This window comes from Barrientosiimonas endolithica, assembly GCF_030296655.1.
Lineage (GTDB): Bacteria > Actinomycetota > Actinomycetes > Actinomycetales > Dermatophilaceae > Barrientosiimonas > Barrientosiimonas humi.
In genome coordinates, this window is sequence record NZ_AP027735.1 from 231,858 (window position 1) to 253,143 (window position 21,286).

The following is a 21,286-nucleotide window of genomic DNA, read 5'->3' on the forward strand; positions in this document are numbered from 1 at the left end:
GGGCCGTTCCCTGTTCCGTCCACACCCTTGCGCCGGGGGCGGCCCGCGTCCACAGGCGCCGGCGCGGGGGTGGTCGCCGGCGCGCGGGGAGCGGTGGGCTGACCGCATGCGCAACCACGACGACGCAGGGTGCTCCATCGGGGTGATCGGGGCCGGGGGCGGGGCCGGCGCGAGCGTGCTGGCCACCGTGCTCGCCACCCGCGCCGCCCGGGCCGGGCACGAGACGGTGCTCGTCGACCTCGCGCCCCAGGGCGGCGGCATAGACGTGCTCCTGGGCTGCGAGCACGAGCCCGGGCCGCGCTGGCTCGACCTCGCCGGCGCCGACGGGCGGGTCGACGCCGAGGCGCTGCTGCCCCGGTTGCCCCGGTCGTCCGACGGGGTGGCGCTGCTGTCGTACGGCCGTGGCTGGGTCGACGTGCCCGACCGGGCGGTCCGGGCCGTCTGCGGTCCGCTGGCCGAGGCCGCCCACGTGACGGTCCACGACCTCGGTGGCCACCCGCCCGACTGGGCCGACGAGCTCGACGCCGTCCTGCTCGTCACGCCCGGGCGGGTGCCGGCCCTCGCGGCCGCTCAGGTGCTCACCGACCGCCTGCTGCGGCTCGGGGCGCGGCCATGGTTGGTTCCGCGCGGGATCGACGACGCGACGCTGCCCCTGGTCGCCGAGGCGCTCGACCTGCCGGTGCTCGAGCCGCTCCCGCACGAGCCGCGGGTGGCCGACGACGTCGACGCCGGCGCGACACCGGGCGCGCGGGAGCGCTCTCCGCTGGCCGCCACGGCCGACCGGCTGCTGCGCCGGCTCCTCGTCGAGCGGGACGTCGCGTGACCCCGACGACGCCGGTGGGCGACTCGATGTGGCGACACATCCGGGCCGGCCGGCAACCCTCCGCCGCGGCCGTCGACGACCTGGCCGCCGACGACGCGACGCTGCTCGGCGACCGCGGCCGCGAGCTGCAGTCGCGGCTCGCGGCCGACCTGCTGGGTGCCGGCCCGCTCGAGGAGCTGCTGCAGGGCCCCGGCGTCACCGACGTGCTCGTGAACGGCACCGACGGGGTCTTCGTCGACACCGGCGAGGGACTGGTGCGCACCGACCTCGACCTCACCGACGCCGACCACGTCCGGCGGCTGGCGGTGCGCCTCGCGGGCCTCGCCGGGCGGCGGCTGGACGACAGCAGTCCCTACGTCGACGGCCTGCTCCCGGGGGCGTGCGGCTGCACGCCGTGCTGCCACCGGTCGTGCAGGGCGCCGCGCACATCTCGCTGCGCGTGCCGCGCTCCACCGGCCTCGACCTCGATGCGCTGGGGCGCAGCGGCGGGGTGGCGCCCGTGCTCGTCCCGGTGCTGCGCCGCCTGGTGGGTGCCCGCCAGGCGTTCGTCGTGAGCGGCGGCACCGGGTCGGGCAAGACCACCCTCCTCGCCGCGCTGCTCGCCGAGGCCGACCCCGGCGAGCGGCTGGTCGTCGTCGAGGACGTGCGCGAGCTCGCCATCGCCCACCCGCACGTGGTGCGGCTCGAGGCCCGCTCGGCCAACGTCGAGGGCCGGGGCGCGGTGACCATGACCGCGCTCGTGCGCCAGTCGCTGCGCATGCGACCCGACCGCCTCGTCGTGGGCGAGGTTCGCGGGGCCGAGGTGCGCGAGCTGCTCAGCGCGCTCAACACCGGCCACGAGGGCGGTTGCGGCACGCTGCACGCCAACACCATCGGTGACGTCGTCGCCCGGTTCGAGGCGCTGGGCGCGCTCGCCGACATGACGCCCGAGGCCACCCGCACCCAGCTCGCGAGTGCGGTCCGGGTGGTGCTGCACCTGCGCCGCACCACGGGTCGCCGGCACCTCGCCGAGATCGGGGTGCTGCGCCGCGACGGCGGAGACCTGCGCTGCGTGCCGGCGTGCACCGTGCACGGCGACCGGGTCGATCCGGGGCCCGCGGCGGACGAGCTGGGCGCCCTGCTCGGGTGGGTGCCTTCGTGGTGATCGTCGCGGCGCTGCTGCTCGCCGCGGCGGTCTGGGCCTGGCCGGGGCGGGGCGAGCGAGCGTGGCTGCGGGTCGCCGTGCTCCGCGCTGCTGACAGCACCGGCGGGCCGGCCGGTGCCGAGCACCTGCCGTGGTGGCGCCGGGAGGTGCGGCTGCCCCGGCGCGCGGCGTCGGGACGAGAGGAGGCCGTGCAGCAGCTCCTGTCGGGGCTGGCGGCCGGTCTGGGTGCCGGGCTGGCGGCGCCCGCGGCGCTCTCCGCGGCGGTGGCGTCGTTGCCCGCGGCGGCCCGTCGCGACGCCGCGCTGGTGCGTGCGCTCGGAGCGCTCGAGGCAGCCGTGTCCGCGGGAGGCTCCGCGGGCGGCGCGTGGATCGACCTCGGGCAGCAGCTGCGGATCCCCGTGGCGCTGCAGGTCGGTCGGGCGTGGACGATCAGCGAGCGGCTCGGGTCGCCGCTGTCCGACGCGGTGCGCAGCGCCCTCGACGCCCAGACCGCTCGGCTCGCGGTGGAGCGGGCGTTCGCCGCCCAGGCGGCCGGCCCGCGAGCCACCGCGCAGCTGCTCACCTGGCTGCCGCTGCTCGGGGTGCTGCTCATGCCGGTGCTGGGCGTCGCCCCGAGCGCGGCCTACCCGCCGGCCGTGCTGCTGCTCGCCGTGGCACCCGGGCTCCTCCTGCTGCTCGCCGGACGTCGGCTCACCCGGCGGCTCGTCGACCGGGCGCTGCGCCCACCCCCGCTCGGATGAGCGCGCTCGCGGCGGTGCTCGCCGGGTGCCTGGCAGGCGCGGTCGTCTGGCTGCTGCCGACGCTGCGTGCCGCGCCGCCCGACCGTGCCGCACCGCCCGACCGTGCCGGGGTGGGCCTCGGCGGCGAGCACGAGGGGAGGGCCGGGAGCTCGGAGGCACCGAGCGTCCGACCGCTGCCGTTGCTGCCCTCGCCCCCGACGACGATGCCGCGGTGGGGCCGCAGGAGGTCGCCGACGCCATCGACCTGCTCGCCCTGGCCCTGACGAGCGGGGCGGCGATCACCTCGTGTCTCGACCTGGTGGCCGAGCAGTGCCCGGGCCGGGTCGGTGCCGAGCTGCGGCAGGTCTCCGCGGCGCTGCACTGGGGCGTCGAGCCACGGGCGGCGTGGGCGTCGGTGTCACCGATGTGGGCGCCGGCGGGAGCGGCGCTCGTGCTGGCCGAGACCGCGGGCGCCGCCCCGGCAGCGCTCTGCCGCGAGGCCGCCGCGCGGGTGCGGTCCGAGGAGCGGCACCGGCTCGAGACGGCCGGGGCCAAGGTCGCCGTGCGGCTCGTGCTGCCGCTGGGGCTGTGCTTCCTGCCGGCGTTCGCGCTGCTGACCGTGGTGCCCGTCGTGGTCGCGATGGCCTCCTCGATGCTGGGCGACTCCGGCCTGTGACCAGCGCGGCCCGGGCGCCGATCCGCTTGATCCACAAGCAATCTCATTCGGCGGCCCCCGTCCACAGGCGTCCCAGCACCTCTGGTCCGAGCCGTTCCACCCGCGCAGGCTGCTGGTCAGAGGCGGCGCACCCGTCGCCGCCGCGAAGGAGGTTTGCGCATGACTCGATCCATGGCCGCACGGTGGCGCCGGCTGCGCGCGATCGGTGAGGCGGGGATGACCACGGCGGAGTACGCCGTCGGCACCCTCGCCGCCGTCGCGTTCGCCGGCCTGCTGATCGCGGTGATCAAGAGCGGCCCGGTCAAGTCGGCGTTGAGCGGGATCATCACGTCCGCGCTCAGCGTCGCCGGCTGAGCCGTGGCGCGGTCGCGGGCCCGGACCGACGCGGGCATGGTGACGGCCGAGCTCGCGACCGCGCTGACCGCCCTGGTGCTCGTGCTCGTGCTGAGCCTCAGCGCGCTGGTCGCCGGCGTCGACCTGATCCGGTGCACCGACGCGGCCCGGGTCGGGGCCCGCGCCGCGGCCCGTGGTGACGACCCGCAGCAGGTGCGCGCGCTGGTGCTCGCGGCGGCGCCCGACGGGGCGACGGTGACGGTGGCCGACCGCGGCCAGGCGCAGGTCGAGGTGACCGTGCGCAGCCGTCCGCGCGGTCCCGTGGGAGTGCTGCTCGGGTCCGACCTGAGTGCCCGGGCGGTCGCGGTCAAGGAGGGCGCCGATGCCCCGTGAGCCGAGCGCGCGCCGACGTGACGAGGGGTCCGGCACGGTGCTCGTGGTGGGGGCCATCGGGGTGCTGGTCGTGCTCCTCGCCGGCGGCCTGACCCTGGTCAGCGCGGCGCACGCGAGCACCCGCGCTCGCACCGCCGCCGACCTCGGCGCGCTCGCCGGGGCGATGCAGCTGGTGCGGCCCGACGGTGCCGACCCGTGCGTCAGCGCCGCGGCCGTCGTGCGCGCCAACGGGGGAACGCTGCTGGAGTGCCGCGCGACCGGTCAGGTGCTCGACGTGCGCGCCTCGGTGCCCGCGGGCTGGCCGGGGCTCGGTGCGGCCACCGCGCGCAGCCGCGCCGGACCGCAGGTGGGTGAGGGGCCCGCCCTCGACCGGCCTGCGGTGGCAGGATCGCCCGGGTGAGCGACCCCGTCGAGACCGACCGCACCGCCGCGTGGGCCGACGCGGCGGCCGAGCACCTCGCCGCGCTGGTCCGGCTGCCGACCGTCTCGCGGCCCGACCGCGACGAGCAGGACGCCGAGGCGTTCGACGAGCTGCCGCGGCTGCTTGAGCGGCTGTATCCGCGACTGCACGCCGAGCTGGAGCGCGAGGTCGTGGGCCCTGGCGGTCTGCTGTACCGCTGGCGCGGTGCGTCGCCCGCGCGCCCGGTCGTGCTGATGGCCCACTGGGACGTCGTGCCCGCCGACGCGGACGCCTGGCAGGTGCCGCCGTTCGAAGGACGGGTCGACCGGGCCGCCGGTGTCGTGCACGGTCGCGGCACCCTCGACGACAAGGGCTCCATGGTCGTCGTCTGCGAGGCGGTCGAGTCGCTGCTCGCCGAGGGGCGGGCGCCGGCCCACGACGTCTACCTCTCCTTCGGCTGTGACGAGGAGGTCTTCGGCACGGCCGCCGAGGCGGCCGTCGACGCGCTGGCCGCGCGGGGCGTACGCCCGTGGCTGGTGATCGACGAGGGCGGGGCCGTGGTCGAGGGCGTGTTCCCCGGGCTGCAGCGACCCGCCGCGATGATCGGCGTCGCCGAGAAGGGGTGCTCGACCTGCGGATCCGGGTCGAGGACCAGCCCGGCCACGCCGCCACCCCGCGACGCGGGGAGCGGTCGCCCGGCTCGCGCGGGCGCTGCACCGCATCGAGCGGCACCCGTTCCCCGTGGTGCTCACCGACCCCTCGCTCGCGATGGTCCAGACGCTCGGGCGCCACGTCACCGGTCCCCTGCGTCCGCTGCTCGCCCGGGCCCACCGCGCCCGCCCGGCGGTCGCGCGGGCGCTCGCCGCGCTCGGCCCGGAGACGGCGGCGGTCGTCCGCACGACGGTCGCGCTGACCCGGCTGAGCGGGAGCCCGGCCGTCAACGTCGTCGCGGCCACCGCCGAGGCCCGCGCCAACATCCGCATCCAGGTGGGGGAGACCGTCGAGGGCGTCGTCGCCCGGCTGCGCCGGGTCGTGCGCGACGAACGGGTGCAGCTGGAGGTCGTGAGCGGCAACGACCCGAGCCCGGAGTCACCCAGCGACGGCCCGCAGTTCGCCCTGCTCGCCCGCGCGGTCGAGGCGACCTATCCCGGCACGGTGGCGACGCCGTACGTCATGCTCCAGGCCTCCGACGCGCGGCACTTCTGCCGGATCAGCGACCACGTCTATCGGTTCAGCCCGTTCGCCATGTCCCGCGCCCAGCGGGACAGCATCCACGGCGTCGACGAGCAGGTCGACCTCGACTCGCTCGGCCGGGGCGTCGCGTTCTACCGCACTCTCCTGCTGCACGACGACGGCGCCTGAGCCGCGGGGGATCCGCGGGCTCAGGCGCCGTCAGGTCGTGCGTGGCCGGCCTTCGTCAGCGGCGGTCGGTGCCGCGGTCGAACTTGTCGCGGGCACGGTCGAACATGCCCTCGCGGCCCTGCGCGTCGCGGCGGCCGTGCGGGTCGTTGCCCGGCTCGACGTGGTCACCGTCGCGGCGCGCGTCGGCGGCACCCGCCTGGCCACGGCCCGGCTCGACCACGTCGGCGTCGCTGCGCGGCTGGGCTCCGGCCGGGGTCACCCGCGGCTGCTCGCCCTGCACGTAGGTGTCGCGCTCGCGCTCGGCGTCGCGCGCGGCGACGCGACCGCGGGCGGCCTCGACGTCGGCGCGGTCCTTCTTGCGCAGCGCCACGTCGCGCTCCTCGTCGGCCTCCTCGGCCCGCCGCTCCAGGTCCTTGCGGTGGCGGCGGCGCTGGATGCCGCGCTTGCTGCCGTACTTGATCATCCACAGCGCCAGGGCGGCGAGAGCCGTCGCCGCGGCACCGAGGATGAACGCGGTCAGCCCGTTCATGTCCATGCTGATTCCCGCGGCGTCGATCGGGAACGTCGTGCTGGTGTCAGCACCGGTGACGACCCACAGAACGATCGCGGCCACGATGACGAGCAGCAGGATGGCTGCGATGATCATGCGACTTCACTCCTTGCACCCCGAGACGAAAGTGCTTGCTGTTGCTGACGATACAGAAACAACAAGCGCATGAGCAGGAGGAAGTCGCGGGCCCCAACGGATGGGAGGTCAACCCCTGGACGGGTCTTCGGCCTCCCGGAGCACCAGCTCCAGCACCCGGCGCGCGCCCTGCTTGTCCAGCGGCTCGTTGCCGTTCCCGCACTTGGGTGACTGGACGCAGGCCGGGCAGCCCGCCCGGCACGGGCAGTCGGTGATCGCGGCGAGCGTGCCGCGCAACCACGTCGCCCCCGCTCGAAGCCGCGCTCGGCGAACCCGGCCCCGCCCGGGTAGCCGTCGTAGACGACCACTGTCGGCAGCTCGGTGTCGGGGTGCAGCATCGTCGACACGCCGCCGACGTCCCACCGGTCCGACTGGGCGACGAGCGGCAGCATCGCGATCGCGCAGTGCTCGGCGGCGTGCAGCGCGCCCGGCCCGTCGGCCTCGTCCACGACCTCGGAGAGCAGCTCGGGCGGGACCGTCCACCACACCCCGCGCGTCGTGAGCCGCTGCTCGGGCAGGTCGAGCGGGTGCTCACCGATCACCTCGCCCGAGGGCAGCATCCGCAGGAAGGAGGTGACCTGCGTGCGCACGTCGATCACCCCGTGGCACAGCCGGATCGGGCCCCACCGCGCCTCTCGCTCGGGCGCCACGACCCGGAACTGCGAGGTCGAGCGCGCCACGGTCGACCACCCGGGGTCGCCCTGCGTCACGTGCGCGCTGCCGTCGTCGAGGTCGAGCTCGGTGACGACGTACGTCTTCCCCTGGTGGACATAGACCGCGCCGGGGTGCGTCGCGCGGTGGGCGCGTTCGGCGTCGACCGTGCCGAGCACCCGGCCGGTGCGGTTCTCGACGATGCGCACGACGGGTTGCCCTGCGCCGCGCAGCGACACGTGGTCGCCGGGCCGGTCGTCGCGCGCCCAGAACCAGCCGCGCGGCCGGCGGCGCAGCACCCCGCGCGCGACCAGCGTGTCGAGCAGCGGCGCCATCGTCGGGCCGAACACCTCGGCGTCGGCCTCGGTGAGCGGCAGCTCGGCCGCCGCGGCCGCGAGGTGCGGCGCGAGGACGTAGGGGTTGGCCGGGTCGAGCACGGTCGCCTCGGCGGTGCGCCCGAAGATCGTGTCGGGGTGGTTGACCAGATAGGTGTCGAGTGGGTCGTCGGCCGCGACGAACACGACCAGCGCGGGGGCGTCGCGGCGCCCGGCGCGGCCGGCCTGCTGCCACCACGACGCGATGGTGCCGGGCCACCCGGCGAGCAGCACGGTGTCGAGCCCGCTCACGTCGATGCCGAGCTCGAGGGCGTTGGTGGCGGCGAGCCCGCGCAGCTCGCCGCTGCGCAGCCGGCGCTCCAGGTCGCGCCGCTCCTCGGGGAGGTATCCGCCGCGGTAGGCCGCGACCCGTTCGGCGTCGTGCGGGGCGTCCTCGGCGAGGCGGGTGCGCACCATGTCGGCGACGACCTCGACCCCGACGCGGGAGCGGGCGAAGGCCAGCGCCTGCGACCCGTCGGCGACCAGCCGGGCGAGCAGGTCCCCGGTCTCGGCCACGGCGCTGCGCCGGGGCGCGTCGGGGCCGTGGCCGGGGTGGTTCCCGGCTCCCACAGCGCGAACGTGGTCGCCGGGCGGGGTGACCCGTCGCGCGTCACCGCCTCGACGGGGAGGCCGACCAGGCGCTCGGCGTGCGCGGCCGGCTCGGCGATCGTCGCCGAGGCCAGCACGAAGGTCGGGTGCGCCCGATAGCGCGCACAGATGCGCCGCAGCCGGCGCAGCACCGCGGCGAGGTGGGAGCCGAAAACGCCCTTGTACGCATGGCACTCGTCGATCACGACGTAACGCAGCGCGCGCAGGAACGGCGCCCACCGCTCGTGCTGCGGCAGCAGCGTGTGGTGCAGCAGGTCGGGGTTGGTCAGCACCAGCTGGGCGTGGTCGCGGATCCATCGGCGTTCGTCGACCGGGGTGTCGCCGTCGTACGTCGCGGCCCGGACCCCCGGCACGGCGAGTCGCTCGACGGCGGCCAGCTGGTCGGCCGCCAGCGCCTTGGTGGGGGACAGGTAGAGGGCGGTCGCGCCGCGCCCGGTGACCGCGTGCGACCCGTCGGCGACCGCCGAGAGCACGGGCAGCAGGTAGCCGAGGCTCTTGCCGCTCGCGGTGCCGGTGGACACGACCACGTGCCGACCCTCTGCCGCGAGGTCGGCGACCGCTCGCTGGTGCGACCAGAGCCGATCGACGCCCTCGCCGCGCACGGCGGCGGCGAGCTGCGGGTTGACCCACTCGGGCCAGTCGGCGAGCTCCTGCGCGCGGGCCGGCTGCCGCTCGACGTGGACGACCCGGCCGGTGCCGGCGCCGGTCAGCCCCGCGAGCAGCCGCTCGGGGTCGGCGCTCGCGCGCTGCGGCGGTGCCGTGGTGGTGGTCATGGTCCTGCCACGGTAAGCCGTGACGACCCGGATCCTGGGCAGGCGTAGGAGACCCGCCACCGCTCTGACTAGGGTTCGTGCTGCGCAGACCCGTGAGGAGGATCGGCTTGAACCTGGACGTCAGCACGCGTGAGGTCGGCGATGTCACTGTCGTGGCGATCGTCGGCGAGGTCGACGTGTTCTCGGCCCCGACCCTGCGCGACGAGATGAATCGGGTGATCGCCGGGGGCCGCACGCGTCTGGTCGCCGACCTGACCGACGTGCCCTTCCTCGACTCGACCGGTCTGGGTGTGCTCGTCGGGCGGCTCAAGGCGGTGCGGCAGCAGCAGGGCGAGCTGCGTCTGGTGATCGCCAGCGACCGCCTGCTGCGCAACTTCAGCATCACCGGTCTCGACAAGGTCTTCCGCATCTACCCGACGGCCGACAAGGCGCTCGCCGACCTCAGCTGAGCCGCAGGCTGCCTGGCTAGGCTGCGGCCCATGCAGAGCAACCTCTTCGACCAGAAGAACCTCGAGGTCCAGAGCCAGAACCGGTTCACCCTCCAGAACCCCCAGATGCTGCGCGTCGCCCTCGGCGAGGACGTGCTGTCGGTCAAGGGCGCGATGGTCGCCTACCAGGGGCAGATCCAGTTCAACCACGAGGGCGCCGGGTCGATGGGCAAGCTCCTCAAGAAGGTCGTCACCAGCGAGGACGTGCCGCTGATGCGCGTCTCGGGCCGGGGCGAGGTCTTCTTCGCGTCCGCGGCCGGCTACGTCTTCCTGATCGACCTGACCGGCGACGGCATCTCGGTCAACGGCCGCAACCTGCTGGCGTTCGACTCGCGCGTGCAGTGGGACATCAAGCGGGTGCAGGGCGCCGGGATGATGTCGGGCGGCCTGTTCAACATGCTGCTGCAGGGCCAGGGCACGGTCGCGCTGCACAGTGTCGGCCAGCCGGTCGTGCTCGACTGCTCCCAGCAGCCCACGTTCGTCGACGTGCAGGCGTGCGTCGGCTGGTCGGCCAACCTGGTGCCCCAGGTCGTCAACAGCATGAACATGAAGTCGATGCTGCGCGGCGGCAGCGGCGAGGCCTTCCAGTACGCCTTCCACGGCCCGGGGTTCGTCATCGTCCAGCCCGACGAGTGGACCCCGGCGGCGCAGAGCGGCGGCGGTGGCGGCCTCATCGGCAACCTGATGAGCTGACCTCGCGACGATGTCGGCCAGCCCGGCGCCACCCCGGGTGACGCCCGACCTCCCTCGCCTGCGCGACGCGCTCGCCGCCGCCGACTACACCCTCGACGGCATCCTCGGCTGCCTCGGCGACCGGGCGGCCCGGGCGCTGCACCGCGAGCAGCCCACCCCGGCCGAGCTCGTCACCCGACCGCTCACCACCCCGGTCGCCGTCCTGGTGCGGCTGTTCGCGCTCGGCTACGCCGTCGAGGCGGCGCGGGTCGACGCGGCGCTGCCCGGCTTCGGCACCGACCGGCTCGTCGAGCACGGACTGGTCGCGCGCGAACCCGCCGGCGTGCGTGCGCTGTTCGACCTGCGCCCGTACGCCGACGAGGACCACGCCTGGTGGGTCCTGTCGGACCTGTCGGAGGTCATGACCGGCGAGCCGCTGCCGACCGACCACGTGCTCGGCATCGGCGGCGCCTCGACCACGCTGGCGTCGTGGACCCCGCGGCGCGCCGCCGCCACCGCCCTCGACCTCGGCACCGGGTGCGGCGTGCAGTCGCTGCACCTGTCGACGCACGCGGCCTCGGTCGTCGCGACCGACACCTCCGAGCGGGCGCTGGCGATGGCCGCGGCGAACGCGGCGCTCAACGGGCAGGACTGGGAGCTGCGCCGCGGCGACCTGCTCGCCCCGGTCCAGGGGCAGCGGTTCGACCTGGTCGTGAGCAACCCGCCGTTCGTCATCACCCCGCGCACCGGCGAGGTGCCCGACTACGAGTACCGCGACGGCGGGCGGGTCGGGCACGAGGTGGTCCGGTCGCTCGTGCGCGGGGTCGGCGAGCACCTCGAGCCGGGCGGCGTGGCCCAGCTGCTCGGCAACTGGGAGGTCCCGGTCGGCGGCGACTGGCGCGAGGTCGTGGGGGAGTGGCTCGACGGCACCGGCCTCGACGCGTGGGTCGTGCAGCGGGAGTCGCAGGACCCCGCGGAGTACACCGAGCTGTGGCTGGGCGACGGCGGGCACCGTTATGGGACAACGGGTTTCGCCGACATGTATGCCGCGTGGCTCGAAGACTTCGCGAGCCGTGACGTCGAGCGGGTCGGCTTCGGCGTGATCACCCTGCAGCGCCCCGCAAGCGATCGCGAGCCGTGGCGCGACCTCGTGGAGGTCACTGGTCACGTCGCGCAGCCGATGGGTCCCGCGGTCGACGCGGGCCTGCGCGCCCGCACCTGGCTGGCCGAGCACGGCGACCCCGGCGTGCTCGCGACGGCCTGGCGGTGCGCCGACGACGTGACCGAGGAGCGCTACGCCCGCCCCGGCGCCGACGACCCCAGCGTGATCCTGGTGCGCCAGGGCGGCGGGCTCGGGCGCACCGTGCGGGCCGGCACCGTGCTGGCGGCCTTCCTGTCCGTCTGCGACGGCGAGCTGCCCGCCGGCCCGGCGCTCGACGCCATCGCCTCGCTGCTCGACGTCAGCCCGGAGGCCGTGCGCGACGAAGCCCTCCCCGACGTACGCTCGCTGGTCGCCGACGGCCTGCTCGTCGCGGACTGAGCGCCACCCGTCACGACGGGTGCGTCGCCGCCCGGTGCTCGCTAGCGTGGTCGGCCCGCGACCAGGAAGGAGTGGTCCGCGTGCGCGTGACCACGATGGGGAATCTGCGAGTCGCCCTGACGGTGGGGTTCGTCCTGGGCTGCGTGGCCATCTGGCTCGCGGCCGAGCCGTTGGGCTGGTCCGGCGGGCCGGTGGTGGCGGCGATCGGGGCGGCGGTCCTGCTGTTCTTCCCGACGGTGCTGGTGCGCCGTATCGACGGCGACACCCCGCTGGCTCGGCTCGGCGTCACCACCTGGTGCGTGCTGATCCTGGTGCTCGCGCTGGCGGCGATGGCCGCGCTGCCGCGGCTTCCGCTGGTGACCGCCGGAGCGGTCGTCGCGACGGTCGTCGCCGGCTGGCAGCTGCAGCAGCGCGCGCGGGCCGCGATCGAGCGTGACCCGGGCATGCTGCTTGCGCCGGGCGGCGACACCGACTTCGGCGTCTACACCGCGCTGACCCCGATGCTGAGGCCGCCGTCGTCGCAGCCGCCGGAGACCGAGCAGGGCAGCACGCTGCACGACCCCGACGGCGGTCGCGACCGCCTCGCCGAGTGGACGCGCCCGCAGGCCGAGGACGAAGGGCCGCCCGAGTCCGGGCCCGGGCGCACACCTCCCCGCGAGCGCTGACCGCGCCGCGACCGGCGCTCAGGCCAGCTGCCAGGACCGCTTCGACATGCCGTGCCAGAAGCCGTCGATCGCGGTGGTGGACTCCAGCCCGCCGCCCGCGGCAGCGCCGAGCGAGAGATAGAGCGGAGCCCAGTGCTCCGTGCGCGGGTGCGCCTGGCGTACGGCCGGGGCGCGGTGCAGGAAGTCGATGAGCTGGTCGACGTCGCCGGCGGCGACCGTCTCGGCGGCCCACTGGTCGAACTCGGCCGAGACGCTCGGCGGGGGAGCGTCGGCGGGTGCGCTCGGGTCGAACCAGCGCAGGTTGTGGGTGGTGAAGCCGGACCCGACGATCAGCGTGCCGTCCTGGCGCAGCGGTGCGAGCCGGCGGCCCAGCTCGAACAGCCGAGCCGGGTCGAGCGTCGGCATCGACAGCTGGAGCACCGGCAGGTCGGCCTCGGGGTACATCTCCACGAGCGGGACGTACGCCCCGTGGTCCAGCCCGCGCTCCTCGTCGCGGCGGACCGGCACGACGCCGCGCAGCAACGCCTCGACGTCGCGCGCGAGCTCACCCGCGGCCGGAGCGTCGTAGCGCACGTCGTAGTACTTCTGCGGGAAGCCCCAGAAGTCGTAGACCAGCGGTGCGCCCGTCGTGGAGGACAGCGTGACCGGGTCGGCCTCCCAGTGCGCCGAGACGATCAGCACCCGCCGCGGCCGCGGCAGGTCGGCGCTCCAGCGCGCCAGCTCCGCTGGCCAGGTCGGGTCGTCGGCCAGCGGCGGCGCGCCGTGGCTGAGATAGAGCACGGGCAGGGAGTCGGCCATGAGCACCAGCGTACGCCCGGAAAGTTGACCCGTCACCTATTTCCTGGTCCCCCGCTGCGCAGCGGCAGGGCAAGGCTTATGGTCTAGTCGCCCGAGCACGTCGAGGCAGCGACGAATCCGCTGCACGTTGGTCGGGCGGAGGGAGAAGTCATGGCGCGCAAGCTGGTCATCGTCGAGTCGCCGGCGAAGGCGAAGAAGATCGGCGAGTACCTCGGCACCGACTACACCGTCGACGCCAGCGTCGGCCACATCCGTGATCTGCCGACCCCGTCCGAGCTGCCCGCGGACATGAAGAAGGGCCCTACGGCCGGTTCTCGGTCGACGTCGACAACGGCTTCGACGCCTACTACGTCGTCGACGCCGACAAGAAGAAGAAGGTCGCCGAGCTCAAGCGGCTGCTCAAGGACTCCGACGAGCTGTTCCTCGCCACCGACGAGGACCGCGAGGGCGAGGCCATCGCGTGGCACCTGCAGGAGGTGCTCAAGCCCAAGGTCCCCGTGCGCCGCATGGTGTTCCACGAGATCACCAAGGAGGCCATCCAGCGCGCGGTGCACAACACCCGCGACCTCGACGACCGGCTGGTCGACGCGCAGGAGACCCGTCGCATCCTCGACCGGCTCTACGGCTACGAGGTCAGCCCGGTCCTGTGGCGCAAGGTGCGCAACAAGCTGTCGGCCGGCCGCGTGCAGTCGGTCGCGACCCGCATGGTGGTCGAGCGCGAGCGCGAGCGGATGGCGTTCGTCGCCGCGTCCTACTGGGACGTCGAGGGCCAGTTCCAGCCCGAGTCGGCGGGCCAGGCGTTCGCCGCGCGGCTCACCGCCGTCGACGGCAGCCGGGTCGCGGTCGGTCGCGACTTCGACGACGCCGGCCGGATCAAAGACTCCGGCCTCGCTCACCTCGACCAGCAGCGCGCCACCGCCCTCGCCGAGGCGGTCAACGCCTCGCGCGGCGAGGTCACCTCGGTCCAGGAGAAGCCCTACACCCGCCGCCCGTCGGCACCGTTCACCACGAGCACCCTGCAGCAGGAGGCGAGCCGCAAGCTGCGGCTGAGCTCCAAGAACGCGATGCGCGTCGCGCAGCGGCTGTACGAGAACGGCTACATCACCTACATGCGCACCGACTCCACGACGCTGTCGGAGTCGGCACTGACCGCCGCGCGGCAGCAGGCGCGCGACCTCTACGGCGCGGAGTACGTCCCCGACTCGCCCCGGCGCTACGAGAAGAAGTCCAAGAACGCCCAGGAGGCGCACGAGGCCATCCGCCCCGCGGGTGACCGGTTCCGCACGCCCGCCCAGGTCGCCGGTGAGCTGCGCGGCGAGGAGTTCGCGCTCTACGAGCTGATCTGGAAGCGCACCGTCGCTTCGCAGATGGCCGACGCCCGCGGCTCGACCGCGACCGTCCGGCTGCGAGTCCCGGTGCAGGAGACCGGTTTTGCCCGCGAGGCCGAGTTCAGCGCGAGCGGCACGGTCATCACCTTCCGCGGGTTCCTTGCCGCCTACGAGGAGGGGCGCGACGCCACCCGCGACGCCTCCGGCGAGGACCAGACCGAGCGGCGCCTGCCGAAGCTGAGCGAGGGCGTCGGGCTCGACGTGCTGCGCGCCGAGGCCGACGGCCACACCACCAGCCCGCCCCCGCGCTTCACCGAGGCAACCCTCGTGAAGGCGATGGAGGAGCGCGGGATCGGCCGGCCGTCGACGTACGCCGCGACCGTCGGGACTATCCAGGACCGGGGGTACGTCGGCACCCGCGGCACCGCGCTCGTGCCGACCTGGCTGGCGTTCGCCGTGACCCAGCTGCTCGAGCAGCACTTCCCGCGACTGGTCGACTACGACTTCACCGCGTCGATGGAGGAGGGCCTCGACGAGATCGCGGCGGGCAACGACCAGCGCGCCGCGTGGCTGTCCCGGTTCTACTTCGGCGACGAGGCGACGACCGCCGAGGGGCTGCGCGCCATGGTCGACAACCTCGGCGAGATCGACGCCCGCGCGATCTCGACCATCCCGATCGGCGAGGGCGTCGTCGTGCGCGTGGGCCGCTACGGGCCGTACGTCGAGCAGACCGTGCCCGAGGGCGTCGACCCCGCGACGGGCGAGGTCGTCGACGCCGAGCAGGCGGCCAAGGCGGGCGACACCCCGCGCCGCGCGAGCATCACCGACGACGTCGCCCCCGACGAGATGACCGTCGAGAAGGCGCGCGAGCTGCTGGCCCAGGCCGACGACGACGGGCGGGTGCTCGGGCAGGACCCGAAGACCGGCCACGACATCGTCGCCAAGTCCGGTCGTTACGGCCCGTACGTCACCGAGGTGCTGCCGCAGCCGGAGCAGCCGGCGGGCGAGACCAAGCCGAAGAAGAAGGCGACCGGTCCCAAGCCGCGCACGGCCAGCCTGTTCAAGGACATGGACCTCGCGAGCATCGACCTGGAGACCGCGCTGCGGCTGCTGAGCCTGCCCCGCGTCGTCGGCGTGGTCACCGAGAAGGTCACCGGCGAGGACGGCGCCGAGACCGAGAAGCAGGTCGAGATCACGGCGCAGAACGGTCGCTACGGGCCGTACCTGAAGAAGGGCACCGACTCGCGCTCGCTGCAGACCGAGCAGCAGCTGTTCGACATCACGCTGGAGGAGGCGCAGCAGATCTACGCCGAGCCCAAGCGGCGTGGGCGGGCTGCGCAGCCGCCGCTGAAGGAGCTCGGCACCGACCCCGCGTCGGGCAAGCCGGTGGTGGTCAAGGACGGTCGCTTCGGGCCCTACGTCACCGACGGCGAGACCAACGCGACGCTGCGCAAGGACGACGACCCCAGCACGATCTCGCCCGAGCGGGGGTATGAGCTGCTCGCCGAGAAGCGCGCGAAGGGGCCGACCACGCGCAAGCGGGCCGCCAAGAAGACGACGAAGAAGGCCACCAAGAAGACGGCCGCGAAGAAGTCGACCGCCAAGAAGTCGACGACGAAGACGGCCAAGAAGGCCTGACCGGCGACCGCCCGCCCCACCCGCCGGGGCGGGCGGTTACCGTATGCCTCGGCTCCAGCGAGCCATCCGGACGGTGCGGGGGAACCGTCACGGCGCACCAGGCGTCCGACCCGCGTACCTGATGGGCCCCCCAAGGAGAGACGCCACATGTTCAGCACCCGCACCAGCCGTGCCGCTGCCGCATCCATCGCCCTGGCCGGCATGGTCGGCCTGAGCGCCTGCCAGAGCAACGAGGTCACCACGGCCCCGTCCACGTCGTCGGCCGCCTCGCCGGCCGCGCCCACGAGCCAGGCGCCCAGCACCAGCCAGGCCCCGGCCGCCCCCTCGACCAGCGAGGCTCCCGCGCCGTCGACCACCGAGGCTCCGTCGTCCAGCGAGGCGCCGTCGAGCTCCGCCTCGTCGGGTGACGCCGGTGACACGAAGGTGACGGCCGAGGGCACAAAGCTCAAGTTCGGGCAGGAAGCGGTGGTCCTGGAGAGTTCGACTGGCGACACGAGCGCTGACAGTTACCGACTCAAGGTCGACGGGCTCGAGGTCGCGCCGGACTCGGTCTACACCGGCAACCTCAAGAAGGAGAACGGCCCGGTTTACTTTCTGAAGTACACCGTGACCAACATCGGCAAGGCGGGTTCGGGCAGCTTTGATGCAAGCAGCGTCAACAGCTTCATGCTCATCCCGCAACTGAAGGCTGGGCAGTCCGGCAAGAAGCTGCTCGGTTCGCTGCCGCAGTGCGACTCTGACGACACCGAGCTGTCGGTCGGTCAGAGCGGGAAGGGATGCGAGGTGTATCAGGTCAAGGGCGGTTCCACCGTCACTGACGTCGTCTGGTCTCCCGGCCGCATCACCTGGGGCAAGTGAGCTTTAGCTAGACAGGGTGCGTGCCAGGCAGCGTGTGCCGTGCGTTCCGCCCATCGCTCAGTTTGAGTCTGCTAGGTTCGCGAGCACTCAATCAAGGGGAGGTATGGGGAACGATGAGACGGGCTCTTACTGTGGCTGTTGCGGCGGCTGTCTTCGCAATTCCGGTGGTCTCTGGTTCGACGGGGTCGGCTTACGCGGCAGCGAACCCCTGCTCGCAGTACTACCAGCAGTACCAGACATACGCCCATTACGCGGAGCAGGCTCTGGAAGCAGGGGATGCGTTTGCGTACCAACGGTACGCTTCAGCGGCTAATGCCTACCTCCAGCAGTACAACGCCTGTATGTCTGGTTGACCGCAACTCTTCACGAGCCGCCTAGTTCCGTCTTCCAGACGGTGGTGGGTGACAGACTTCAGCGACGGCCCGGTCTCTCCTGCGGGGAGACCGGGCCGTCGACGTACGTCGGGGGCGGGTGGCGAGAGACCGGCTAGGGCGTGGGCTCGCCGAACCCGAGCGGCTCGCGGGTGAAGCGGTAGGTCGCCCAGCTGAGCTGGCGCACGGACCCGTCCTCGGCCCGGCGCACCACCAGCCGCTCGCCGCGCTCGCGGCCGGACACCGTGACGTATGCGTCGTCGCCGGTGCGTTCGAACACCGAGGGAGGGGCGTCGGCCGGCGCCCGGTCCAGGCGCGCCTCGAGCCGGCCCTCGCGCACCGAGAAGGTGAAGCCGGAGCCCTCGGAGAACCAGCGGCCGACCAGCGGCACCAGGTCGTCGGGCAGCTCGGTGCCGGGGGTCCACGGCTCCGGCTCGGGCGGCTCGCGGTCGAGCAGCGCGGCGCCGAGAGTCGTGGCGAGCTCGGCGGGGTCGCCGGCGACGGAGGAGTTCATCAGCGCCATGCCGGTGGTGCCGGACTCGCGATGGGTGAAGAACCCGGTGATCGAGCCGGGCAGCCCGCCGGTGTGGCCGACCCAGGTCTGCCGCTCGCGCCGGACCAGCTCCAGCCCGAGGCCCCAGCCGAGGGCCCAGCCGCGCAGGTCGGCCACCACCTGCGGCTGGCTCATCTCCTCGATCGTGTCGGCGGCCAGCACCGACTCGTCGGGGTCTGCGAGGAAGGCGTGCCAGGCGGCCATGTCGGTCGCGGTGCTCCACAGCGCCCCGGCCGCGCCGGTGGCCCGCTTGTCGACGAGCGGCTCCTCGACGGGGACGTCGGTGTAGGGCGCGACGTAGTAGCGGCCCGCGAGCGGCGGGGTCGGGACGAGGCCGGTCCGGCGCAGGCCGAGCGGGTCGAGCAGGCGCCGCTGCAGGCTGTCGGCCCAGCTGTCGCCGTCGAGGCGGGCGACGATCTCGCCGAGGATCGAGTAGCCGAGATTGCTGTAGTGCCAATAGGTTCCGTCGGGCAGCACCCGCTCGGCGTCGTCCCAGCCGGCCACCAGCTGCTCGCGGTCGGGGAACTCCAGGGTGTCCCACACGTCGCCCACCGGCTCCCGCTGCATGCCGGTGGTGTGCGACAGCAGCTGGCGCACGGTGACCCGCTCGTGCCGCGACCCGGGGATCAGCTCGTCGACGGTGTCGCTCAGGTGCAGCCGGCCCTCGTCGCGCAGCTGCATGACGAGCACGGCGGTGAACGTCTTGGTGTTGGAGGCGACCTGCACCTGCGTGTCGAGGTCGTGCGGCTGGCCGGGGTGCGTCAGGGTGGCCGACCCGATCCCCTTGTGCCACAACACCTTTCCGTTGCGGGCGGTGGCGGCGAGCATCCCCGGGACGCGGTGCTGACGCTGGTGGTCGGCGGCGAGCCGGGTGAGCTCTCGGTCGGTCTCGGGCAGGACGGTCTCGACGGGTTCGGCCATGCACCCGAATGTAGCCATGGGTGGACGGTCACCTGACGGTCATGGAGCGGTCGTGCGGCGGACACGTTGCGCGGACAGGGTGGGGTCACCACACGAGGCCTTGGGGGTGACGATGGCCCTGGCTCAGCAGCCACGCGGTCGACGGTCGTACGCCCTGCCCGCGCGCGCGACCGGCGACCTGTGCCGCGTGCACCTGACCTGGGAGGACCCCGGGCGGCAGGCCGCCTCCTACTTCGTGCACGGGCAGCCGCACCACCTCTCGGGCCCGCAGCGGATGCGCCCGACGAGCCTCAACCTGCTCGGCCAGACCGGCGAACCGGTCTTCGTGCACAGCGGGCTGCACCCGGCCGGCGAGGCGTGGGACTACCTCGTGGTCGCGGCCGACTACCGCGGCGAGGTGTGCGCCACCAGCGAGGTCGTGGGGGCCGCCTCGTCGGTCTCGGTGTCGGTGAGCGGGCGCCCGGTCGCCACCGTGGGCTCGTTCGAGGGCCGTTCGCACGGGCGGGCTCTGGCCCGGTTCGGCTACGTCCGATACCAGTCGACCTTCCCCGCCGACGTCGACTTCACCCACGGCCGCGACGAGCCGTCGACCGCCTGGAGCTGGTTGCAGCCCGGACCCGACGACGCGTGGGCCGGACGGCGCACGCACCGCTTCCGGCTGCGCTTCGACCTGGACCACGCGCCGCGCGAGGACCTCGACCTCGCCGTGTGGCTGGCGGACCGGCACCCCACGCGCGCCGCGACGGCCGGGCTGAGCATCAACGGGGAGCGGCTGGAGCCGCTGCTGTTCGTCGACCAGGCCGACGGGGCCGGCGGCGCGGACCACCAGGTGGCACCGGGGCACGGGGCGGGGCCGGCGTACCTCGAGCGGGCGGTGCCGGCCACGGCGCTGCGGCCGGGGAGAACGTGCTCGAGATCGTCAAGGACCAGGGGTCCTGGATCGCCTACGACGCGCTGGGGCTGTTCGCGCGGGGCTGACGTCGGCTTGACTCTCCCGTGACGTGAGGCGCTGGAGTGGGCGCCGTGACCAGGGAGCAGGACCAGACGATGTCGACGTGGACGGTCGGTGAGGTCGCGCGCGAGCTCGGCGTGACCGTCCGCACGCTGCACCACTACGACGAGATCGGGCTCGTGGTGCCGACCGAACGCTCGGCCGCGGGCTACCGGCTCTACACCGAGCCCGACCTCGAGCGGCTGCAGCACGTCGTCGTGTATCGCCGTCTGGAGCTGCCGCTGGAGCAGATCCGAGACCTGCTGCAGGGCGGCGACGCACAGACCCACCTGCGCCGGCAGCGCGAGGCGGTGCTGGCGCGGCTCGACGAGCTCGCCGGCCTGGTCACGGCCATCGACAACGCACTGGAGAAGACCATGAGTGACCAGCGGTTGACCCACGAGGAGCTGAAGGAGCTGTTCGGGGGCGAGTTCTACGACCACCGCGACGAGGCCGAGCAGCGCTGGGGCGACACCGACGCCTGGCGGGAGTCGCAGGAGCGGCAGAAGGGATACGGCAGGGCCGAGTGGACCCAGATCAAGGCCGAGACCGACCAGCTGCAGGGCGAGCTGGCGCGGCTGTTCAAGGCCGGCGTCCCGGCCACCGACCCGGCCGCGACGGCCGCCGTCGAGGCGCACCGGCAGCACATCACGCGCTGGTTCTACGACTGCCCGCCGGAGATGCACCGCAACCTCGGGGAGCTCTACGTCAGCGACCCGCGGTTCACGGCGAGCTACGACGAGGAGTACGCCGCGCCCGGCCTCGCGCAGTGGGTGCGCGACGCGATCGGGACCAACGCCGACCGGCAGGACGCGGCAGGCTGAGCGGGAGGGCCGCGGGAGTCGGGCCCCGGGGCGCTGTCGGCGGGGTCGCCTAGGCTGCGAGCCATGCCGGAGCCTGCTGCCCCCTCGCGTGGGGTGTTCGTCGTGCTCGAGGGTGGCGACGGCGCCGGCAAGTCCACCCAGCAGCGGTTGCTCGCCGACTGGCTGGCCGAGAGCGGCGCCGAGGTGGTGCTCACGCGCGAGCCCGGCGGCACCCCGCTCGGCGAGCAGATCCGCGCGCTGCTGCTGCACGGCGACCACGTCGCGCCGCGCGCCGAGGCGCTGCTGTTCGCGGCCGACCGCGCCCACCACGTCGAGACCGTGGTGCGCCCGGCGCTCGAGCGGGGCGCCGTCGTGGTCCAGGACCGCTATCTCGACTCCTCCGTCGCCTACCAGGGTGCCGGGCGCGACCTGGCGGCCGACGACGTACGCCGGTTGTCGCTGTGGGCGACGCACGACCTGCGCCCCGACCTCACCGTGCTGCTCGACGTGCCGCCGCAGGTCGGTGCCGAGCGGCGCGGCGGGGTGCACGACCGGCTCGAGCGGGAGGGGGCCGACTTCCACGAGCGGGTGCGCCGCGGCTTCCTCGACCTCGCCGAGGCCGAGGCGCACCGCTATCTCGTGGTCGACGCGTCGCTGCCGGCCGACGAGATCGCCGGGATCGTGCGCGAGCGGGTCGCCCCGCTGGTGGGGGTGCGTC

General features: G+C 74.1%; 21 protein-coding genes and 4 pseudogenes. 20 read left to right on the forward strand and 5 right to left on the reverse strand.

Annotated features, from left to right (window positions below; genetic code table 11):
* Positions 1-106: 106 nt before the first annotated feature.
* The 10 genes and pseudogenes from ssd to QUE40_RS01195 all read left to right on the forward strand — a co-directional run.
* A complete protein-coding gene (gene ssd, locus QUE40_RS01155) occupies positions 107-823 on the forward strand; it encodes a septum site-determining protein Ssd (protein ID WP_289232073.1) in 717 nt (238 codons plus the stop codon).
* Complete coding sequence (locus QUE40_RS19805; RefSeq protein WP_491018186.1) at positions 820-1,377, forward strand: hypothetical protein; 558 nt, start codon at positions 820-822, stop codon at positions 1,375-1,377. Before ssd ends, QUE40_RS19805 begins: the two co-directional genes overlap by 4 nt.
* Positions 1,263-1,967 carry a TadA family conjugal transfer-associated ATPase gene (locus QUE40_RS01160; protein WP_491018190.1) on the forward strand — a complete coding sequence of 235 codons (705 nt, stop codon included), beginning with the start codon at positions 1,263-1,265 and terminating at the stop codon, positions 1,965-1,967. Before QUE40_RS19805 ends, QUE40_RS01160 begins: the two co-directional genes overlap by 115 nt.
* A complete protein-coding gene (locus tag QUE40_RS01165; protein ID WP_289232074.1) occupies positions 1,949-2,707 on the forward strand; it encodes a hypothetical protein in 759 nt (252 codons plus the stop codon). Before QUE40_RS01160 ends, QUE40_RS01165 begins: the two co-directional genes overlap by 19 nt.
* Positions 2,704-2,970: a hypothetical protein gene (locus tag QUE40_RS01170; protein WP_289232075.1), complete on the forward strand. Its 267-nt coding sequence runs from the start codon at positions 2,704-2,706 to the stop codon at positions 2,968-2,970. The genes QUE40_RS01165 and QUE40_RS01170 overlap by 4 nt, the downstream gene beginning before the upstream one ends.
* Positions 2,919-3,362: a type II secretion system F family protein gene (locus QUE40_RS01175; RefSeq protein ID WP_289232076.1), complete on the forward strand. Its 444-nt coding sequence runs from the start codon at positions 2,919-2,921 to the stop codon at positions 3,360-3,362. Before QUE40_RS01170 ends, QUE40_RS01175 begins: the two co-directional genes overlap by 52 nt.
* Before the next feature lie 159 nt (positions 3,363-3,521).
* Complete coding sequence (locus QUE40_RS01180) at positions 3,522-3,716, forward strand: DUF4244 domain-containing protein (protein ID WP_289232077.1); 195 nt, start codon at positions 3,522-3,524, stop codon at positions 3,714-3,716.
* A 36-nt stretch (positions 3,717-3,752) separates the two neighbouring features.
* Positions 3,753-4,088, forward strand: coding sequence for a TadE family type IV pilus minor pilin (locus QUE40_RS01185; RefSeq protein ID WP_289232078.1), 336 nt, complete (start codon positions 3,753-3,755; stop codon positions 4,086-4,088).
* Positions 4,078-4,488, forward strand: coding sequence for an Rv3654c family TadE-like protein (locus QUE40_RS01190; protein WP_289232079.1), 411 nt, complete (start codon positions 4,078-4,080; stop codon positions 4,486-4,488). The genes QUE40_RS01185 and QUE40_RS01190 overlap by 11 nt, the downstream gene beginning before the upstream one ends.
* 254 nt (positions 4,489-4,742) lie before the next feature.
* Positions 4,743-4,991, forward strand: a pseudogene (locus QUE40_RS01195) (M20/M25/M40 family metallo-hydrolase); the annotation flags it as partial.
* Here the strand turns inward: QUE40_RS01195 and QUE40_RS01200 are convergent.
* Positions 4,931-5,152, reverse strand: coding sequence for a hypothetical protein (locus QUE40_RS01200; RefSeq protein ID WP_289232080.1), 222 nt, complete (start codon positions 5,150-5,152; stop codon positions 4,931-4,933). The pseudogene QUE40_RS01195 and the gene QUE40_RS01200 overlap by 61 nt on opposite strands.
* Before the next feature lie 56 nt (positions 5,153-5,208).
* Here QUE40_RS01200 and QUE40_RS01205 point away from each other — a divergent pair, with 56 nt between their 5' ends.
* Positions 5,209-5,850: a M20/M25/M40 family metallo-hydrolase gene (locus QUE40_RS01205; protein WP_289232976.1), complete on the forward strand. Its 642-nt coding sequence runs from the start codon at positions 5,209-5,211 to the stop codon at positions 5,848-5,850.
* Between the two features lie 55 nt (positions 5,851-5,905).
* Here the strand turns inward: QUE40_RS01205 and QUE40_RS01210 are convergent, their stop codons facing one another.
* Entirely contained in the window at positions 5,906-6,496 is a 591-nt protein-coding gene (locus QUE40_RS01210; RefSeq protein ID WP_289232081.1) for a hypothetical protein, read from the reverse strand.
* Positions 6,497-6,604: 108 nt separating this feature from the next.
* Positions 6,605-8,942, reverse strand: a pseudogene (locus QUE40_RS19580) (DEAD/DEAH box helicase).
* Positions 8,943-9,049: 107 nt separating this feature from the next.
* Between QUE40_RS19580 and QUE40_RS01220 the strand changes: the two are divergent.
* From QUE40_RS01220 to QUE40_RS01235, 4 genes are all read left to right on the forward strand, one after another.
* A complete protein-coding gene (locus tag QUE40_RS01220; protein ID WP_289232082.1) occupies positions 9,050-9,391 on the forward strand; it encodes an anti-sigma factor antagonist in 342 nt (113 codons plus the stop codon).
* Positions 9,392-9,421: 30 nt separating this feature from the next.
* Positions 9,422-10,123, forward strand: coding sequence for an AIM24 family protein (locus tag QUE40_RS01225; protein WP_142004072.1), 702 nt, complete (start codon positions 9,422-9,424; stop codon positions 10,121-10,123).
* 10 nt (positions 10,124-10,133) lie between these two features.
* Positions 10,134-11,642, forward strand: coding sequence for a DUF7059 domain-containing protein (locus tag QUE40_RS01230; protein ID WP_289232083.1), 1,509 nt, complete (start codon positions 10,134-10,136; stop codon positions 11,640-11,642).
* Positions 11,643-11,722: 80 nt separating this feature from the next.
* Positions 11,723-12,307, forward strand: coding sequence for a hypothetical protein (locus QUE40_RS01235; RefSeq protein WP_289232084.1), 585 nt, complete (start codon positions 11,723-11,725; stop codon positions 12,305-12,307).
* An 18-nt stretch (positions 12,308-12,325) separates the two neighbouring features.
* On the opposite strand, the gene QUE40_RS01240 is transcribed toward QUE40_RS01235, so the two are convergent.
* On the reverse strand, positions 12,326-13,105 hold the full coding sequence (locus QUE40_RS01240) for a dioxygenase family protein (RefSeq protein ID WP_289232085.1): 780 nt from the start codon (positions 13,103-13,105) through the stop codon (positions 12,326-12,328).
* Between the two features lie 150 nt (positions 13,106-13,255).
* Between QUE40_RS01240 and topA the strand changes: the two are divergent.
* Together topA and QUE40_RS01250 are read left to right on the forward strand one after the other, a co-directional pair.
* Positions 13,256-16,071 (forward strand): annotated as a pseudogene (gene topA / locus QUE40_RS01245) (type I DNA topoisomerase).
* A 147-nt stretch (positions 16,072-16,218) separates the two neighbouring features.
* Complete coding sequence (locus QUE40_RS01250) at positions 16,219-16,929, forward strand: DUF4352 domain-containing protein (protein WP_142004077.1); 711 nt, start codon at positions 16,219-16,221, stop codon at positions 16,927-16,929.
* 486 nt (positions 16,930-17,415) lie between these two features.
* On the opposite strand, the gene QUE40_RS01255 is transcribed toward QUE40_RS01250, so the two are convergent.
* Positions 17,416-18,774: a serine hydrolase domain-containing protein gene (locus QUE40_RS01255; RefSeq protein WP_289232086.1), complete on the reverse strand. Its 1,359-nt coding sequence runs from the start codon at positions 18,772-18,774 to the stop codon at positions 17,416-17,418.
* Between the two features lie 112 nt (positions 18,775-18,886).
* Between QUE40_RS01255 and QUE40_RS01260 the strand changes: the two genes are divergently transcribed.
* The 3 genes and pseudogenes from QUE40_RS01260 to tmk all read left to right on the forward strand — a co-directional run.
* Positions 18,887-19,774: a hypothetical protein gene (locus tag QUE40_RS01260; RefSeq protein ID WP_289232087.1), complete on the forward strand. Its 888-nt coding sequence runs from the start codon at positions 18,887-18,889 to the stop codon at positions 19,772-19,774.
* 23 nt (positions 19,775-19,797) lie between these two features.
* Positions 19,798-20,589, forward strand: coding sequence for a MerR family transcriptional regulator (locus QUE40_RS01265; RefSeq protein WP_350227033.1), 792 nt, complete (start codon positions 19,798-19,800; stop codon positions 20,587-20,589).
* Positions 20,590-20,652: 63 nt separating this feature from the next.
* A pseudogene (gene tmk / locus QUE40_RS01270) lies at positions 20,653-21,279 on the forward strand (dTMP kinase); the annotation flags it as partial.
* Positions 21,280-21,286 lie beyond the last annotated feature (7 nt).

Bases quoted from the DNA above. Each gene is read 5' to 3' on its own strand.
- ssd (WP_289232073.1), top strand. From the start codon at position 107: ATGCGCAACCACGACGACGCAGGGTGCTCCATCGGGGTGATCGGGGCC.
- QUE40_RS01170 (WP_289232075.1), top strand. From the start codon at position 2,704: ATGAGCGCGCTCGCGGCGGTGCTCGCCGGGTGCCTGGCAGGCGCGGTC.
- QUE40_RS01180 (WP_289232077.1), top strand. From the start codon at position 3,522: ATGACTCGATCCATGGCCGCACGGTGGCGCCGGCTGCGCGCGATCGGT.
- QUE40_RS01185 (WP_289232078.1), top strand. From the start codon at position 3,753: ATGGTGACGGCCGAGCTCGCGACCGCGCTGACCGCCCTGGTGCTCGTG.
- QUE40_RS01190 (WP_289232079.1), top strand. From the start codon at position 4,078: ATGCCCCGTGAGCCGAGCGCGCGCCGACGTGACGAGGGGTCCGGCACG.
- QUE40_RS01210 (WP_289232081.1), bottom strand. From the start codon at position 6,496: ATGATCATCGCAGCCATCCTGCTGCTCGTCATCGTGGCCGCGATCGTT.
- QUE40_RS01225 (WP_142004072.1), top strand. From the start codon at position 9,422: ATGCAGAGCAACCTCTTCGACCAGAAGAACCTCGAGGTCCAGAGCCAG.
- QUE40_RS01230 (WP_289232083.1), top strand. From the start codon at position 10,134: ATGTCGGCCAGCCCGGCGCCACCCCGGGTGACGCCCGACCTCCCTCGC.
- QUE40_RS01240 (WP_289232085.1), bottom strand. From the start codon at position 13,105: ATGGCCGACTCCCTGCCCGTGCTCTATCTCAGCCACGGCGCGCCGCCG.
- QUE40_RS01250 (WP_142004077.1), top strand. From the start codon at position 16,219: ATGTTCAGCACCCGCACCAGCCGTGCCGCTGCCGCATCCATCGCCCTG.
- QUE40_RS01255 (WP_289232086.1), bottom strand. From the start codon at position 18,774: ATGGCCGAACCCGTCGAGACCGTCCTGCCCGAGACCGACCGAGAGCTC.
- QUE40_RS01260 (WP_289232087.1), top strand. From the start codon at position 18,887: ATGGCCCTGGCTCAGCAGCCACGCGGTCGACGGTCGTACGCCCTGCCC.